This is a genomic window from Bartonella sp. AA168HLJHH, assembly GCF_042197365.1.
In the GTDB taxonomy this organism is placed as follows: domain Bacteria; phylum Pseudomonadota; class Alphaproteobacteria; order Rhizobiales; family Rhizobiaceae; genus Bartonella.
In genome coordinates this window covers 82217-96548 of sequence record NZ_JBHIRS010000007.1, presented here as the reverse complement: position 1 = coordinate 96548, position 14332 = coordinate 82217, and the positions used below count along the sequence as shown (strand labels likewise).

General features: G+C 37.4%; 14 protein-coding genes and 1 pseudogene. 5 read left to right on the top strand and 10 right to left on the bottom strand.

What is annotated here, in order from left to right; all coding sequences use genetic code 11:
• The coding region (locus ACFINM_RS06120) for a type IV secretion system protein VirB3 (protein WP_375640907.1) at nucleotides 1-243 on the bottom strand (243 nt) is incomplete at its 3' end.
• A gap of 18 nt (nucleotides 244-261) precedes the next feature.
• Entirely contained in the window at nucleotides 262-612 is a 351-nt protein-coding gene (locus ACFINM_RS06115) for a TrbC/VirB2 family protein (RefSeq protein ID WP_375613238.1), read from the bottom strand.
• A gap of 158 nt (nucleotides 613-770) precedes the next feature.
• Between ACFINM_RS06115 and ACFINM_RS06110 the strand changes: the two genes are divergently transcribed.
• The gene (locus tag ACFINM_RS06110; RefSeq protein WP_375640906.1) at nucleotides 771-1514 is read left to right on the top strand and encodes a nuclease; all 744 of its coding nucleotides are present in this window, start codon (nucleotides 771-773) and stop codon (nucleotides 1512-1514) included.
• A gap of 732 nt (nucleotides 1515-2246) precedes the next feature.
• Here the strand turns inward: ACFINM_RS06110 and ACFINM_RS06105 are convergent.
• From ACFINM_RS06105 to ACFINM_RS06090, 4 genes are all read right to left on the bottom strand, one after another.
• Entirely contained in the window at nucleotides 2247-2411 is a 165-nt protein-coding gene (locus ACFINM_RS06105) for a hypothetical protein (protein WP_375610246.1), read from the bottom strand.
• Between the two features lie 433 nt (nucleotides 2412-2844).
• A complete protein-coding gene (locus ACFINM_RS06100) occupies nucleotides 2845-3171 on the bottom strand; it encodes a hypothetical protein (RefSeq protein ID WP_375630505.1) in 327 nt (108 codons plus the stop codon).
• A 578-nt stretch (nucleotides 3172-3749) separates the two neighbouring features.
• Entirely contained in the window at nucleotides 3750-4193 is a 444-nt protein-coding gene (locus tag ACFINM_RS06095) for a hypothetical protein (RefSeq protein ID WP_375621591.1), read from the bottom strand.
• Between the two features lie 3 nt (nucleotides 4194-4196).
• On the bottom strand, nucleotides 4197-4523 hold the full coding sequence (locus ACFINM_RS06090; protein WP_375640905.1) for a YqjD family protein: 327 nt from the start codon (nucleotides 4521-4523) through the stop codon (nucleotides 4197-4199).
• A gap of 1016 nt (nucleotides 4524-5539) precedes the next feature.
• On the opposite strand from ACFINM_RS06090, the gene ACFINM_RS06085 reads away from it, so the two are divergent.
• Nucleotides 5540-6442 carry a MotA/TolQ/ExbB proton channel family protein gene (locus ACFINM_RS06085; RefSeq protein WP_375612523.1) on the top strand — a complete coding sequence of 301 codons (903 nt, stop codon included), beginning with the start codon at nucleotides 5540-5542 and terminating at the stop codon, nucleotides 6440-6442.
• The gene (locus ACFINM_RS06080) at nucleotides 6439-7020 is read left to right on the top strand and encodes a biopolymer transporter ExbD (protein ID WP_375640904.1); all 582 of its coding nucleotides are present in this window, start codon (nucleotides 6439-6441) and stop codon (nucleotides 7018-7020) included. Before ACFINM_RS06085 ends, ACFINM_RS06080 begins: the two co-directional genes overlap by 4 nt.
• An 845-nt stretch (nucleotides 7021-7865) precedes the next feature.
• On the opposite strand, the pseudogene dut (ACFINM_RS06075) reads toward ACFINM_RS06080, so the two are convergent.
• The 3 genes and pseudogenes from dut (ACFINM_RS06075) to ACFINM_RS06065 all read right to left on the bottom strand — a co-directional run bounded on the left by dut (ACFINM_RS06075) (nucleotide 7866) and on the right by ACFINM_RS06065 (nucleotide 10128).
• A pseudogene (gene dut, locus ACFINM_RS06075) lies at nucleotides 7866-8340 on the bottom strand (dUTP diphosphatase).
• A 188-nt stretch (nucleotides 8341-8528) separates the two neighbouring features.
• Complete coding sequence (gene dut / locus ACFINM_RS06070) at nucleotides 8529-9059, bottom strand: dUTP diphosphatase (protein ID WP_375640903.1); 531 nt, start codon at nucleotides 9057-9059, stop codon at nucleotides 8529-8531.
• A gap of 259 nt (nucleotides 9060-9318) precedes the next feature.
• Nucleotides 9319-10128: a VIT1/CCC1 transporter family protein gene (locus ACFINM_RS06065; RefSeq protein WP_375611594.1), complete on the bottom strand. Its 810-nt coding sequence runs from the start codon at nucleotides 10126-10128 to the stop codon at nucleotides 9319-9321.
• Nucleotides 10129-11471: 1343 nt separating this feature from the next.
• Here ACFINM_RS06065 and ACFINM_RS06060 point away from each other — a divergent pair.
• Together ACFINM_RS06060 and ACFINM_RS06055 are read left to right on the top strand one after the other, a co-directional pair.
• Nucleotides 11472-12128, top strand: coding sequence for a hypothetical protein (locus ACFINM_RS06060; RefSeq protein WP_375640902.1), 657 nt, complete (start codon nucleotides 11472-11474; stop codon nucleotides 12126-12128).
• 291 nt (nucleotides 12129-12419) lie between these two features.
• A complete protein-coding gene (locus ACFINM_RS06055; RefSeq protein ID WP_375640901.1) occupies nucleotides 12420-12620 on the top strand; it encodes a hypothetical protein in 201 nt (66 codons plus the stop codon).
• A 1073-nt stretch (nucleotides 12621-13693) separates the two neighbouring features.
• On the opposite strand, the gene ACFINM_RS06050 is transcribed toward ACFINM_RS06055, so the two are convergent.
• Nucleotides 13694-14218, bottom strand: coding sequence for a type II toxin-antitoxin system PemK/MazF family toxin (locus ACFINM_RS06050; RefSeq protein WP_375613249.1), 525 nt, complete (start codon nucleotides 14216-14218; stop codon nucleotides 13694-13696).
• Nucleotides 14219-14332: the final 114 nt, after the last annotated feature.

The following is a 14332-nucleotide window of genomic DNA, read 5'->3' as shown; positions in this document are numbered from 1 at the left end:
AGATGTCTTTTGCCATGTCAGAAGAATACGAAATTTGTTATGGTCATGCTTTAGGATTTCCTTGAATATGAAATGCAGCATCACACCAAAGGTTAGAAGAAAAATATTGCCTGCCATAATGAACAATATCATTGTTCCTATCCCATTTAATCCCATAGCTTCCACTGTTACGCCCGCAATCATTGCAGGGCGCGTGCAAGCAAGAAATAACGTATCTTCTGTTAGCTTGTCATGCTCTTTCATGGCTTTGAAAGGCAAAGTTTAATGGGAAAACATTGATACGATTTGCGTTGCACCCATAACAATGCCGATGCCAACACAAACGAAAAAAGCTTTACGCATTTCAACATAACCAGCAATCCATGCAAGCCCAATACCAGCAACCGCAATGGTTGCAATTGATGTTGCAATTTTTCCTGTTAAAGCTTCAATTATTTTATCAAGAGCAGTTTCAATTTTTCCGAAGCCGCCATCAGCAAATGCTGGTTCACTCAGTGCCATGAAGGCAATAAACAGCATCAATGCTGCTGTTAACCATTTCTTTTGGGTGTTGGATAGAATAGTTTTTTGTAAGGTATGTTCATTAATGAACGAATTATTCATGTTTTTCATGAAAATTCCCCCGCTTTATGTTTAAGTTAATCACAAAATTAATATTCAAAATATTAATCGGGAATCATATAAATGAAAAAAATAAATTTTTCTATCGATAAATTAATAATATTTAATCTTTTATTATTTAATGAACAAAAAATATAGTAATATTCAAAATGATACTTTTAAAATATCTTCGAGCAGCGCCTAAATATATTTTCTTAATTTGTATTATTATTTTAGGATACTTTTATTTCAGTCAACATACTGAAAATATTATGCAATTTTCTCTTTTTGAAGGATCAGAAAAGACAATTGGAAACCCCGTTCAAAGTCCGAAGTCACAATTGGTTGATTATGCAAACCAACAAGACGTAAATCAACAAAATGTGGTATTGCATTCAGAACCACTCGCATCACAATTTTATGAAGAAAATGTGCCGGTCTATTCCGGTGCTATACAGGTTACAAGTGGTGTGACCTTTAAAATGATCACGCTTGTAGATGATGGATGGAGAAAAAAGATCATCCGTGATATCCGTTTATATGGTGTGGAAAGCTGTGAAATGAGGCAATTTGCCTCACGCAACGGAGTTAAGTGGCCTTGCGGTGCTTTTGTTACGGCTTGGCTTGTTTCAAAAACAATTGATAAAAAGGTTACTTGTCGGCAAGCACGTGTCGTTCAACAGGTTCATTATGCACAATGTTTTGTAGATGGGGTTGATCTGGCGCGGTTGGGGCTGGCAGAAGGGTTGATGGTGTTGACAAAAGATCAGCATCATTTTCCATCCCCCGCAGACTATAAAACTCTACAATCTGCTGCTCAAAAAGCACAAAACGGTTTATGGTCGAGCCAATTTCAACAACCAGAAGATTGGCGAAGAGATCATGGGAGCTATAATCCCATTGACCATAATTAATATTGACCATTATTAATAAAGCGTTCTCTCAAGCGCTATTTAAAAATCAAGTCAATATTCTACTGCAAATCTTATCAGAAAAAAGTTAATTATAATCCACGCAGTCCTTGGTGGACAACGCTCGTTATGAAAATTTGTTGTGTTTAAAATATCCTTATAGGTTGTTTACTACAGTGCTATGGGAGAGCGCGTTTCCTTGGCTATACGTCATTTCGTTTTGCTTTTTAAATGAAAAGCTCTTCGCTTCTCAAACTCTTAATAATCGCACCCCAAAATCATGACATCAAACCTGCATTTAAATGAGAAGGCTAAAAGCCTTAAGTTTTAAAGGCTGGGAAATTCTGTAAAAGCGTATCGTTAGGCGCACGTGTGCCCCTTATCAATAACCAAAAGGCTTATCTTGTTCTTTTCTCACGCGGCTTTGAGATCATGATTAAAGAGAAAGCTTATAGGGGGATAAGTCAAAAGAAAGTGATGAAAATAATAAGGTATTTTAAGTGATATATATTTGAAAATATTATAAAAAAGACAAGAAAAGATAATAAATGGGTATTTTGTTATATAAATACTTAGCGTTAAGCGGATAGGTTATGAAAAGCCTTTCCAAAGTTTTTAAAACTGATTGTCTTCATACGTGTTAAAGTGTACAATGACGTTGTCGGGTGTGAGTTACACAAAATACTCTTTTAGTTAGAGATTGATAACTCACATTTTATTGTCGTAGGGTATTTTTTAAAATGCATGATCACGATCTGTAGAGGTTAATTCTTCATCAAAAAACTTTTTAGCTTGTTCTTCTTGTTGGGCTCTACGTTTTTCCTCTTCACTTTTACCACAACCTGTAATATTCAATCCTATAGTCAATAGAGCCAAGCATATTAAAATAAATTTTTTCATTTTTCCCCTCTTTAAAAATTATATGTATTAATCTCATCAATTATATCGGAATACAGATTTAATTATCGTGATCTTTTGTTTTTTATTAGTATTGTTAATGGAAAAATATGTGAACAGTTTATTGTAAATATCTTATAAGTTTATCATAATAAAAAATGAGAAGGAAAGAGCCAAAACCTAATATAAACGAACAAATTGTAATGTTTATTAGTGCTTTTGACCAACCTATTGATAATATTATAATAGGAATTGTAAACAATCCCACAAACCCTATTATCACTATAAGGCTTAGTATCAATCTTAAAGGACCACGAAGCCATAAAAGCAAAAGGACGAGCGCCTCTTTGCTTATTTGTGATTTTGACATTATTTTCCCCTCACGCGCTTAAATCAAGATGCTCCACAATATACACAGTACGATAAATGATATAAGTTATTTTGTTATAAAATCTTCAAGATCTGTTTGATGTTCAACGGATGAAATATCCGGTTTGGTAGAAGATGATTCTATTTGATATTCTTTCATAAAAGCAACTTTTTCTTCTTTGAATAACAGAATAGGATTCACCCAGTATTGATTAGGCAATTTTGGTTTCAAAATTCCTTTTTGTATAAGTTCTCTTAAACCGTTGTGAAAAGTTCTGTCGACCATATCGCGCTTTTTTCCATTTATACCCCCATCAAACCAAATTAAGGTAACGCTGCTGGGATCTTCGTTTGTTGATTTATTAGATCGATATTCTTCTAAAACTATTATCAAAGCACGATGTCCTGTACGAGATAAATTAAAAATTGCTTGAATGCCATCAGCAAATATTTCTATAAAATTTTCTTTATTTGTTTTTTCTGTGACGTGAATTATAGGTATGACCTCTATTTTATCAGTATCAGAATTGATAAATTTTTGTTGTGTAATGGACGTTTTTACAACTTTCTTATCTGTAAAAATTTCAGATTTTTTGAAAAAAGAATTTTCATACGGGGAATATTTTTGCTTTATAAATTCAAATCGATGACGTGACCTTTGGTTCTGAAAAAAGCTTATGAAAATATAGAGAAAGGCAGAAACGGAACATCATTTCCTTCAAAAAACAATAAATGGCTTCGAATTAAACTAGGACTTCTAATGCAAGCATTGCCTTATGTTGTTATGTTCATGAAAAATGGGTTGCAATCTGAAAGAGAGTGTAGCGGTTCTATGGAATTTTTAGCAAAATGAAGGGGATTTTTTTCAGGTATTTGAAGAAGCTAAAGAGACTATGAGGAAAAAAATGTGCTTTCTTTTGTTATAAAAGAAAGCACACTGAGGGGGAATTTAGAGTGACAGTTTTACATATTTTACTTTGAAAAGCGGTCTTTTTTATCTTTTTTCCACAAAAAATAAGTTGCAAGTCCGAGAATGGGAACACTCAATTTGGCAAAAGGGAGATGTTGACCGAGAGCTGCAAGGCTGGAAACAGTCGCATCTGTCATGAGTTTGTGGCGTTGTTCTTCTGTCTTTTTTTGTTGGTCATAGCGTTGATAAGTTTTGAGAACGCGACTGATAATAAGACCTAATCCCGCAAGAGAAAGACAAATTAAAAACATGATACTGGCGGCAGCAAGAGGCTTCATAACAGAACATAACGCAATAAAACCGATGGTACATAAAAAAAGCAAAGACATGAAGAATGAAATGCTAATAAACCCATAGAAAATTGCTTGAAGGCGTACTTGCTTGACTGTGCTTTTAAGCCCTCCACCGACAAGATGGTTTAAAAGAGGAGCGATAAACTTATGCATTGCTTAACGACGTAGTAATTGAGAAAGAATAAAACCAACCCCTGCGGCAAACAAAACGCTTTTGCCAGGGTTTTTGCGAACGCATTGGTTCAGAGTTTGTTCAAGATCACTGATTTTGTCTTTTGCTTGAGACATCATGTCTTCACCACTTTCTTTCGCTGAGTGATATAGTTTTTCCGCTTTGTCTTTGGCGGCGTTGAATTTGTTTGCACCAAGATCTGTTAGGGTTGAGGTAATCCCTGAAATTTCAGTGCGTAACGTTTCTAATTGTCCTTGTAGGTCTTTTTCTACGGCTGTTTTATCGTGCTGTGTTGTTTTATTATGGGCCATGGTATTTTTCCCTCTTGATTCATTATATTTGTATTGGTGTGTTCATAGTGATCATTTGCATTGGAGTGAAAATTTTCACTGCTTGAGTAACGCCAAAAGCTTTTTTTGGTTCCTTTCATTTTGTCGAATTTAAAATTGTTTTTGATAAAATAAATCTTTCCTATACGATATGCTTTGTCTGTAAAGGGTCGCATCTGTTGAGAATTGCCTTATATGCTTTTATGCTTTTGCAGGAATTTAGCACCATTCTTCAGTTTCTCGTGGCGCAGTTTTTTATAAAAGTTTTTTAAAAGTGTGCTGAGGCTTATTTTTTAAGCTTGTGACAGCTAAAAAACATTGTTGTTGCGATTTTGCGGCAGAAGTACTGTCATTTTTATACTTTTGCAGCAAAGAAAAAGAAAATAATATTGCGGCTCTTTGCTCTCTATGTATTTGGGGGCAACACGCGCTCCCCATGATACTTTTGGTCAGTTTAAGAATATTGCGATCGTTCTTTTTTAAAAACGTAAGGTATATTTTTATTTTAGGATAGGAGAGGTACTTTAGTGCACTGGTTGTTAGAGAAGTGCATATCCTTTTCTCCGAGGATTTTATGATATTTTTGCTGCTTGTTTCATGTAAGAAAATATTTTGTTGGCTTCAAAAGAGCCGCAGAAATGAGAAAAGCTTTGCGATATGAGAGATTTATTTAACAGGAACGATGATAAATTATTCTTATAAATTAAAATATTATATGCGATACTTCTTGTAAGTTTATCATTTTGCCTAATTTATGCAATAAATTGATTGGGTAAGATAAACTTGTTGAATTGTTAGAGAAAAATTTCTTGAGTAATTTCTTTAGAATTAAGAGAGAGCTTGTGAAATAAAACTATACTTGATTTATCAAGTTTTCTTTCTTAAGAGGAATACACAAGTGACGTTAAAAGGGTAGTGGCATTGTGGAACAGTGATGCTATGCGGGGTGACGATCCAGCTCATAAATAAAGATAAGAGCACAAGAATGTGAGATAAAAATGGAATCTGAAACAGTCCCTTTAGATAAAACAGTCCCTTTAGATAATATGTCTGCTGTATTGACAGTGCATGATTTTTCTCCTCTTTCTATGTTTATGGCTGCTGATTGGGTGGTGAAAGCCGTTATCATTATTTTGTTACTTGCTTCACTTATGTCTTGGACAATTGCTTTTGTGAAAATTGTTGAGATCACTTTGGTAAAACGAAGAGTACGTCATGAACTTCAATTGGTTCTAAATGCTCAGACTCTTACGCGTTTGGCAGCTAGCTTGAAAGAAAGCAAAGGAGCTGGTGTGTTTTTTCTCAAAGAAGTCCTTAAAGAGGTGTATCTTTCTGCACAACAGGTTCATTTTTCTGCTCCTGAAGGGATAAACGAAAGCTCTGGTGAAAAAACCAGTGTAGGGGAAAATGCACAAACGATTGAAGATATTCTCTTTTATGAGGAGAGCAATCAATATGAAGATGTTTCCCGCGATGTTCGCGATGCTAGGGTTCGTGATGTTCATGAAGGTTTAAAAGAAAGGGTTCATTCACTTTTGGCACGCTGCTTGCTGGCTGCTACACGCCGTGTTGCATGTGGAAGTGCTGTTCTTGCAACTATTGGCGCAATTGCTCCTTTTGTTGGTCTTTTTGCAACTGTTTGGGGAATTATGAATTCTTTTATTGGGATTGCTCAGTCTCAAACAACGCGACTTGATGTGGTGGCGCCTGGAATTGCTGAAGCCTTATTCGCAACGGCTGTTGGGCTTTTTGTGGCTATTCCCGCCGTTGTTATGTATAATAGCCTTATGCGTGCTTTGAGTGGTTATCGTAGTGATTTAGGTGATATCGCTGCTGCTCTTGAAAGGCTCTTGAGCCGTGAACTTGATAGACAAAGACAACAGAAAAGTCATAAAAAATGAAAGCAAGCCTTAATAATGATTGGGATATAGACGAGAGTGGGTTGCAAAGCGAAATCAATGTGACCCCTTTTATTGATGTTGTATTGGTGTTGCTTATTGTTTTTATGGTTGCTGCGCCTTTGGCAACATCTGCCATTTCCGTTCAGCTTCCTTCTATAACTCAAGCACCTTCAGTGGTTCAGTCTGATGAACCTCTTTATGTTACGTTGCAAAAAGATCGTTCTCTTTACATTGGTGATCATCTTGTAGAACAAGCAGCTTTGAGAGAAGCTTTGTTGAGGGAAACGACGCAAAATTTAGAGACAAAAATTTTAATCAAAGCGGATAGCGAAATTGATTATGGTACTGTCATCGATTTATTAAATCAAATACGCATGGCTGGATATCATAAAATCGGTCTTGTAGGATTGCAAAACTCTACCAATCTTGTCTCAAGAGGTGAGATCAATAATAAAACAACAGGGGTAGCGAACGCTGCTGTCGATGGAGCGGGTGGTAACGTTGTGGGGCATGTGGATGCCGTAACAACGGGCACTGCGGGAAACGCTAATATTCCAGCCGATGTCTCTGATCAGTGATAAAAAACAGCCTTTGTTGCAGGAAGCAAAGCATATTACTCAAAGTCGTAGAGTGAAATTGATGAGGGTTCCGTGGATTTATTAAACCAAACACGCATGGGTTTGATATTACGTAGGGGTTTGATATTACGCAGGGGGTTCATATATTGAATCGGTTTTTTAGGATTAAGCTCTACTCATCTTGCCGCAAGAGGTGCGATCAAGAAAACAGCAGAGGCGATTGTTGTGTGTCTTAATACATCTTAAAGCCTTTTTTGCGGCGGTGTTCATAAATGGTATAACGGTAAAGCCCCCGTAAAATAATCAAAAAACCTATCAAACATCACCATCTTTACGCTTAACAAAAGAGCAAGCGAGCACCATTATCGTATTTATATTTTTTTCCAAGACAGTGTTAATATACGTATTCATTGTAGGCATTTTTTCAGTTTTTATCTGTATGCTAGCCACGTTTGGAATGTGAGAAACATGCTTTTGATTGATTTAATATAAATAGGCTTGCCATAAAACAATCTTACAGTATTGAGATTTCTCATTTAAGTTGAAAGACAATTCATTATTATTATAAATCAATATGATGTATAGATTGTCGACATTACAAGCAGTGTGTGAACGCTCAATGGTTAGTGCCAATGTTTTTGTTATGGGGGAGGGGTATCTGGTGATAATGAAGTTTTGTATAGTGCACGAGACGTAATTGAGAGATGCTTGTTTAGAGGTGCGTTTAGTGAAAAAACTTTGAAAGCAAATGCGCACTCCTTCTGCACTTTAAAAGCTCAAAGAATTTCCAGTGAAAGAGTGGTTGGGTATGTGTTATTTTGAGAGTAGCGATTTTTCAGAGCTTCTTAAGTGTGTCCCGTTGAACCAAAACCTCCTGTTCCACGGCTCTCGTTATGGCTTTGGGTATTTTACTCTGGTTCAATGGCGCAAACATTAACTTGGGATACGGGGGCGATGACTGTTTGGGCAATGCGCATGCCCCGTTTAAATGGAAAAGTCTTCTTGGTCTAAATTGATAAGAAGGAGTTTGACTTCACTTCCGGATAGTCACACTCAATCGTTCTTGGAGTGTTGAGGCATGTAATGCCCGTGTTTTAAGGCTAAGCCAGAGCGTGGACGGATGCGTGCTTCACAAGCCCCACGTGATAAATGAAAAATTGAGACCTGTTGGAATAAGTGTCCGCTGCTCAGGGGCAAGAACCAGTGTTTCTTCTTTACCAATTGCTGCTTGTAAATCCAAGACCAGCAGAACCAGCCGTTGTGTAGTGAGGAAGTTCTAAATCTTGTCCCAAGTGCAAGACACTGAACGGATAAAGTCAGGGGATGTGAAGATCGAGAAGAGACAGGAGAAGAGTAAGGATACTTGTTTAGAGGGGCGTTTAGTGAAAAAACTTTAAAAGCAAATGCGCACTCCTTGTGTACTTTAAAAGCCCAAGGGGTTTTAAGTGAAAGAGTGGTTGGAATAAGTGTGTGTGTTATTTTAAGGATAGCGATTTTTTCAGAGCTTCTTAAGTGTGTCCCGTTGAACCAAAACCTCCTGTTCCACGGCTCTCGTTATGGCTTTGGGTATTTTGCTCTGGTTCAATGGCGCAAACATTAACTTGAGATACGGGGGCGATGACTGTTTGGGCAATGCGCATGCCTCGTTGGATGGAAAAGTCTTCTTGTCCTAAATTGATAAGAAGGACTTTGACTTCACCACGGTAGTCACTATCAATCGTTCCTGGAGTGTTGAGGCATGTGATGCCGTGTTTTAAGGCTAAGCCAGAGCGTGGACGTATTTGTGCTTCAAACCCAAGAGATAAATGAAAAATGAGACCTGTTGGAATAAGTGCCCGCTGCCCAGGGGCAAGAACAAGCGTTTCTTCTTCTCCAATTGCTGCCCGTAGATCAAGACCCGCAGAACCCGCTGTCGCGTAGCAAGGAAGTTCTAAACCTTGTCCGTGTGCAAGACGCTGAACAAATAAAGTCTGGGCATGTGAAGATTGAGAAGAGACAGGATGGTTGTTTAGAGAGGCGTTTGTTTCAGTGTGCGACATGATCGAGGCATTTCCAAAATATGAGGTCTAGAAGAAAATGATACTTTAACAAAAGATATCTATAAAACCAAGTCGATAAAGGTGTGTGGATATAGGTTGTCCCCAGAGCTTGCTTATCATCTCTTACTGACCTAAAATATTCCACAACACCACCTAACATTATCAATGGCATTTTTCAATAATGGCATCATCAAGGATGGCTTATGCCTAGGGGCATGCGCTTATTTGAGATCTAAATTGTGGTTACAGATAAGATTTTTTAGATACTACCGATAAGAATACCCGTGGCAAAAACCAGAGCTCCCCCAATGATGACCTGTAAAGAAGCGCGCCAAAAGGGAGTTGACATGAATTTGTTCTGAATCCAGACGATGGCGCCTAGTTCGAAAAAAACAATGATAAAAGCAATAATTGTCGCTACATAAAAAGAGTTGATTAAATAGGGAAGCGTATGGCCTAATCCTCCTAATGTGGTCATAATGCCGCTGGCAAGGCCTCTTTTTAATGGCGAACCACGTCCTGATAATTTGCCGTCATCATGGGCTGCTTCTGTGAAACCCATCGAAAGTCCTGCACCAATTGAAGCTGAGAGCCCTATCAAAAAAGTTTGATGCGTGTCTCCCGTGGCAAAAGCTGCGGCAAAAATGGGGGCAAGGGTGGAAACAGAGCCATCCATTAACCCTGCTAGACCTGGTTGAATCCAAGTCAAAAGTGTTTGTCTTTGCGTTTTCGAAGGTTTTTTTATGGTGTGATTTGCCGCTGTTGTTTTTTGGGAGGGATGGCGGTTCTTGCCTTTCACAAGAGAAGTTTTGTCACATAATGAACCGATAGTGTTTGCACGATTATGGCAAGAAAGGCACAAAAGTTGCTTATAATTTTTAAGCTCTTGAAGCCCCATGGCGGTAAAAACCGCGGCTTCCTTAGAGGAATAAGGTTCTAGAGCTTTTGCATATTTTAAATAGAGCGCCGCATGTTGCTCTTTTAATTTGAGCGCTTTAAGTATCACGTTTTGTGCTGAACGAAAGGACAGAGCTTTACGTTGTACAAATGAAAAAAACGATCTCAACATTTTCTGTTCCTCTGCACTTTAGAATAATTCTAAAACATAAGAAAAATAAACCGAAAGTCAATCTAAAAGTTCAAAACTGAAAAATTGCAAAAAGGTTGCAGTAAAAAAATGCTGGGGTGCTATGAAAGTAAAGCTGGCAAATAAATTCAAGTACAGGAAGATTTATTAAGTGGGAGATTTATTAAGTGGGGTCGAGAGGGGGGCTTGAAAGCATTGAGAGAAAATATGCTTTATTATGGGACGTTTTCAATGGAGCATTCTAATGTATTGTGAATATATGGAAATAAGCGGGCACGATCATTCATTTGACGGGTTCAAAAGACGATAACAATCTTTGGAATTTGAGATAATTCTTTAAAAGAGACTTTTTCAAGGGACAAAAGTCTCTTTCATGAGGGCGTCCGTGAAGAGTATAAAAGAGTAAAACAGTAAAGCCTTCATACAATAATATACACTGAATAATATACACTCCATTGAGCCTTCTTATCTTTACGCTGCATAAAAGATATTGATTTATAATGATAATCTAGCGTTATTCATATTGAATTAGCCTCCCGAATAACGTGGGATTCTCTCATTTCAAATCTGTTTATCTTGAATCAATCAAAATTACTTGCTTGCACACTACAAGCGGGGTTGGTGTGTGGGTAAAAACTATAGAAGAAAGGACTAAAAATGGCTCTTATGAGCCGTCTTAAGAGCCAAGGGCTGTCACAACATTGGGGGCTGGCAAATAGATGGTGCTGGCTTGTTACTTCATAAAGAGCAATCCGGCATCGTCATACACCTTAGCTCCCAGTGTTGCGACAGCTTTTAGCTCGGTTCATTATAGGCATGACATTTTATTGTACAGTTTTACGCCACTCATTCTGCTTGTGGAGGTGTAAGACGGTATTCTTATGATATTTACGCGCATTTTAGCGTTGTTACAGCTTTTGCATTTAGGTGGATTTGTTAGCGTGTAACGAATTATCTTTTGTGCTGTGATTGCAGGGGCAGGTTTAAGGGTGGGGGTGCATAAATGAAAGAGATATTATCATATCAAATTGTTTGATCACGCATAAAAATTTATGCTTTATGAAGGGGCATTTATCGCCTTGTAACTTGCCTGATATCTTGTATGAAAGCCCAAAATTCAGTAAAATTCTCTCACTTCAAAACTTCTTATATTGAAACAATTCAAATCATTTTCTTGTGTATCACAAGGAGGGGTGTGGTTGTGGGATTGTTAAAAAGTGTGATAAGTGTGCAATATGAGGGGAGTATAATCTCTGTGTAGTGAAGGAGATTGCTCTTAGCATTTTGAAAAATATGTTAAGTTTCGTAGAAAAAGCGGGGAATATATGGAAATTGATGAAAGTTTAGAATGGTTTTTATGTTCTCAAAAAATAACAATACTGCAGGCAGCGTTATTGATAGCGGGCTTGAATCCACTCGTATGTAAATTTCCCGGCGAATATAGCCCTGAAGACAGTGATATTTACGAAGGAGAGGAGCGAGTACCGTTTGATAAAATTGCTTTGTTCCGAGCTGTTTATAGTGACATAGTAAGAGAAGCAAAAGAGGGAAAATTAAGGGTAGAATGGTACTATCTTAGTGGTTTTCGGGTGGGGCATTTGAACGGTCCTATTGCTGAATATTCTTCTGTTTCCCTAGATGATTTAAAAAAATGGCTTTTATTGCGTGGTAAGAGACCTAAAGTTTTTTTCCCTGAGGATGATTCTCGTGACGTTAAGGATCAAAAATATGCGTTTCAAGATCCAACGCATCCACGTTATGCTCCAAAGCTTGCTGCTATTGTTGCAGCATGGGAAGCGGTGAGTGAGGCTGAGGGTGGTAAAACTGTTAAAGGAACGCTTATAAAGTGGCTTAGTGATAATGCCGTTCAGTACAAGTTGGTGGATGATAATAATTTACCAAGAGAGAAGCTCATTGAGGAATTAGCGGCTGTTGCGAATTGGGAACCTACCGGAGGGGCGCCTAAGACACCTGCCAATTAATTTTATCAAAAAAAAAAAATAAAAAGATCACTAAAATTGTGCTGCTTTTTTTGATAATTTTGAAGGTAATCTCTTTTTCTGGGGGGATTTTTACTTTTCTTCCCTAGATTATAAGTAATTGTTTTTCAATGAAAATAATTTTTATAGTGTTCCTCTGACTGTTCAGGCGGGGGAAAATAGACATTTTGGGGCAGTAAAATTTACCCTGTAGTTTTCGTAACTTACCTCTCTATTTTTGTTTGATTTTTTTGGTCATTTTTAAAATCCAAATCAACAGAAATGGATTTAAATATGATAAAAATACTTTCTTTTTTTACGGTGCGTGGAAGTGCAAAAAATTCTCAAGTAAGTGCACCGATATTGGAGCAGCCTGTTGCCGATGAGGTGGTGCGTAAATCGTTTAGAATAGGTGTATTGTCGTGTTGGTTAAAGTTTGAACTTACCCTTGTTATGGAAAAGGTCAAAGCTGAGCGTCATGTGCGCTCTCCATAAAGAAATCTTGTCATCTATGAGCGAGTGAGGATTTCTCTTGAAAAATTTGCACAATAGTAAAACTCGTTAGCAAAACCCGTTCTATGGCGCAACAAAAAGGATGTCATAAATGATTATCTCATCATAAATATGCTTTAAGAATAACCCTTGCGTGGCGAAAGTCTATGGCGTAGTCGCTATAGATTTTTGCTCTGTGTGTGGTGATCAATGCTCTTGTTTATCTCTTGTCAATGCAAGTGCCCATGAAAGTGATGGGTGTCTATTGCTCCATTGTGATGCTTGGTGGTTCATGTTTAGAAACGACAAGTGTATTAAATGTGATAGGGTTGATAGAAAGGAGAACGTATCCTGTAAAAATAGGTGTGTCTTTAAAATAAAGCTGATAAACGAAATTATTTTTTTATCTACCTTTTGTATAATGAGAAAAAGGTATTCAAAGTGCAAGCATAAGCAATTTAGCAGTAAATCCCAAAATAGCTTAATATATCGTTTCTAGGAGAAGAGGAAGAAAGTCTATCTGCAAAAGCTATGTTGGGTCGTGTGACAGGTGAAATAATGCGGTTAGGGCAATAAACAATTGTTATTGGTGAAGAGATAGAAATCGGTTGGGTGTTGATTTCTGGTTTATTAGAGAATTTTCTTTGTTATTTTGTCAAATACGATCGTTTGAGGTGTGGTCATATAAAGCGAAGCTTTTTTCAATCTTGGAAAGATATTCTTATTGCGGAAAATCATATAAAGTTTAAGCAACGGCAGCACGATTTTTTGTGCAATGAAATGATAAGTATGTACAATATCTCGGTAATCTCCGTGGGAAACTTTACCGGATCCAAGGTGTGGATATTGTCTTCTGCTTATCCCAAATCGCAGATATTTCAAAACAACAACGGTGGAGAATGAATGTTGGATATGTTCTAGGGAAGGTTGCAAAAAATGGCAGTTTTCAAAAAAATACCAAAAATGACGAAAGGAGCGGTTTCCCACTCCTTCGTTCCTATCTCCCCTTGCGGGGAAGCGGCCACCATTACTGATGCCGTGTATGCTGATATAGGTACACTTATTTTTCTCAAAAGTCAATAGTGTAAATGCGGTAAATATTTGAGCATCAGAGCTACAACTTTATGAAAATCTTCGCAGGATAATCTTGGAACGGTACGTGAGCAACTTAAACGACTTACAGAAACTGTTGTGACATAATTGCAGATAATCCATGCTTTTTTATTCTCTATGGGAGATTGTATTGGATACGCAGCGGGATTATTGGGTTGTGATTTCGTTGAAAAAGGTAAAACTGTCACATTTCCATATAATTTTGCATTCTTAGAAAGCACTAAAACAGGCCGCTTTTTCCAAAATTCAGGGAGTATCGAATCATGAGGAAAATCGCACCAAAAAACTTGCCTGATGCGTGGTGCCGATTTGATTCGTGGTTTTATATGAGGTGGTTTTTCGTAAGGCGCATTTAAATCCCTTTCTTTTATATGCTCACGCCATGCATTATGATCATGTTCCATCATAACACATGGTTCTTCAAGTTTGGTTATATCTAAGGAAATAGGTGATAGGGTAGAAGGCTCTGTGTTCTTATCTTCAGCCATAGCAGACCATTTATATTTATTGGTCCCCTCACTTATTATTTTACGGCTTTTCTATCACGAGTTTTTATCAAAATGTTGCTTATAAGTACAGAGAGGTGAAACCATAAAATGGAT

Coding starts and splice junctions, on each gene's coding strand:
- ACFINM_RS06115 (WP_375613238.1), bottom strand. CDS start 612: ATGAAAAACATGAATAATTCGTTCATTAATGAACATACCTTACAAAAA.
- ACFINM_RS06065 (WP_375611594.1), bottom strand. CDS start 10,128: ATGTTGAGATCGTTTTTTTCATTTGTACAACGTAAAGCTCTGTCCTTT.
- ACFINM_RS06105 (WP_375610246.1), bottom strand. CDS start 2,411: ATGAAAAAATTTATTTTAATATGCTTGGCTCTATTGACTATAGGATTG.
- ACFINM_RS06080 (WP_375640904.1), top strand. CDS start 6,439: ATGAAAGCAAGCCTTAATAATGATTGGGATATAGACGAGAGTGGGTTG.
- ACFINM_RS06055 (WP_375640901.1), top strand. CDS start 12,420: ATGATAAAAATACTTTCTTTTTTTACGGTGCGTGGAAGTGCAAAAAAT.
- ACFINM_RS06085 (WP_375612523.1), top strand. CDS start 5,540: ATGGAATCTGAAACAGTCCCTTTAGATAAAACAGTCCCTTTAGATAAT.
- ACFINM_RS06090 (WP_375640905.1), bottom strand. CDS start 4,523: ATGGCCCATAATAAAACAACACAGCACGATAAAACAGCCGTAGAAAAA.
- ACFINM_RS06050 (WP_375613249.1), bottom strand. CDS start 14,218: ATGGCTGAAGATAAGAACACAGAGCCTTCTACCCTATCACCTATTTCC.
- dut (WP_375640903.1), bottom strand. CDS start 9,059: ATGTCGCACACTGAAACAAACGCCTCTCTAAACAACCATCCTGTCTCT.
- ACFINM_RS06110 (WP_375640906.1), top strand. CDS start 771: ATGATACTTTTAAAATATCTTCGAGCAGCGCCTAAATATATTTTCTTA.
- ACFINM_RS06060 (WP_375640902.1), top strand. CDS start 11,472: ATGGAAATTGATGAAAGTTTAGAATGGTTTTTATGTTCTCAAAAAATA.
- ACFINM_RS06095 (WP_375621591.1), bottom strand. CDS start 4,193: ATGCATAAGTTTATCGCTCCTCTTTTAAACCATCTTGTCGGTGGAGGG.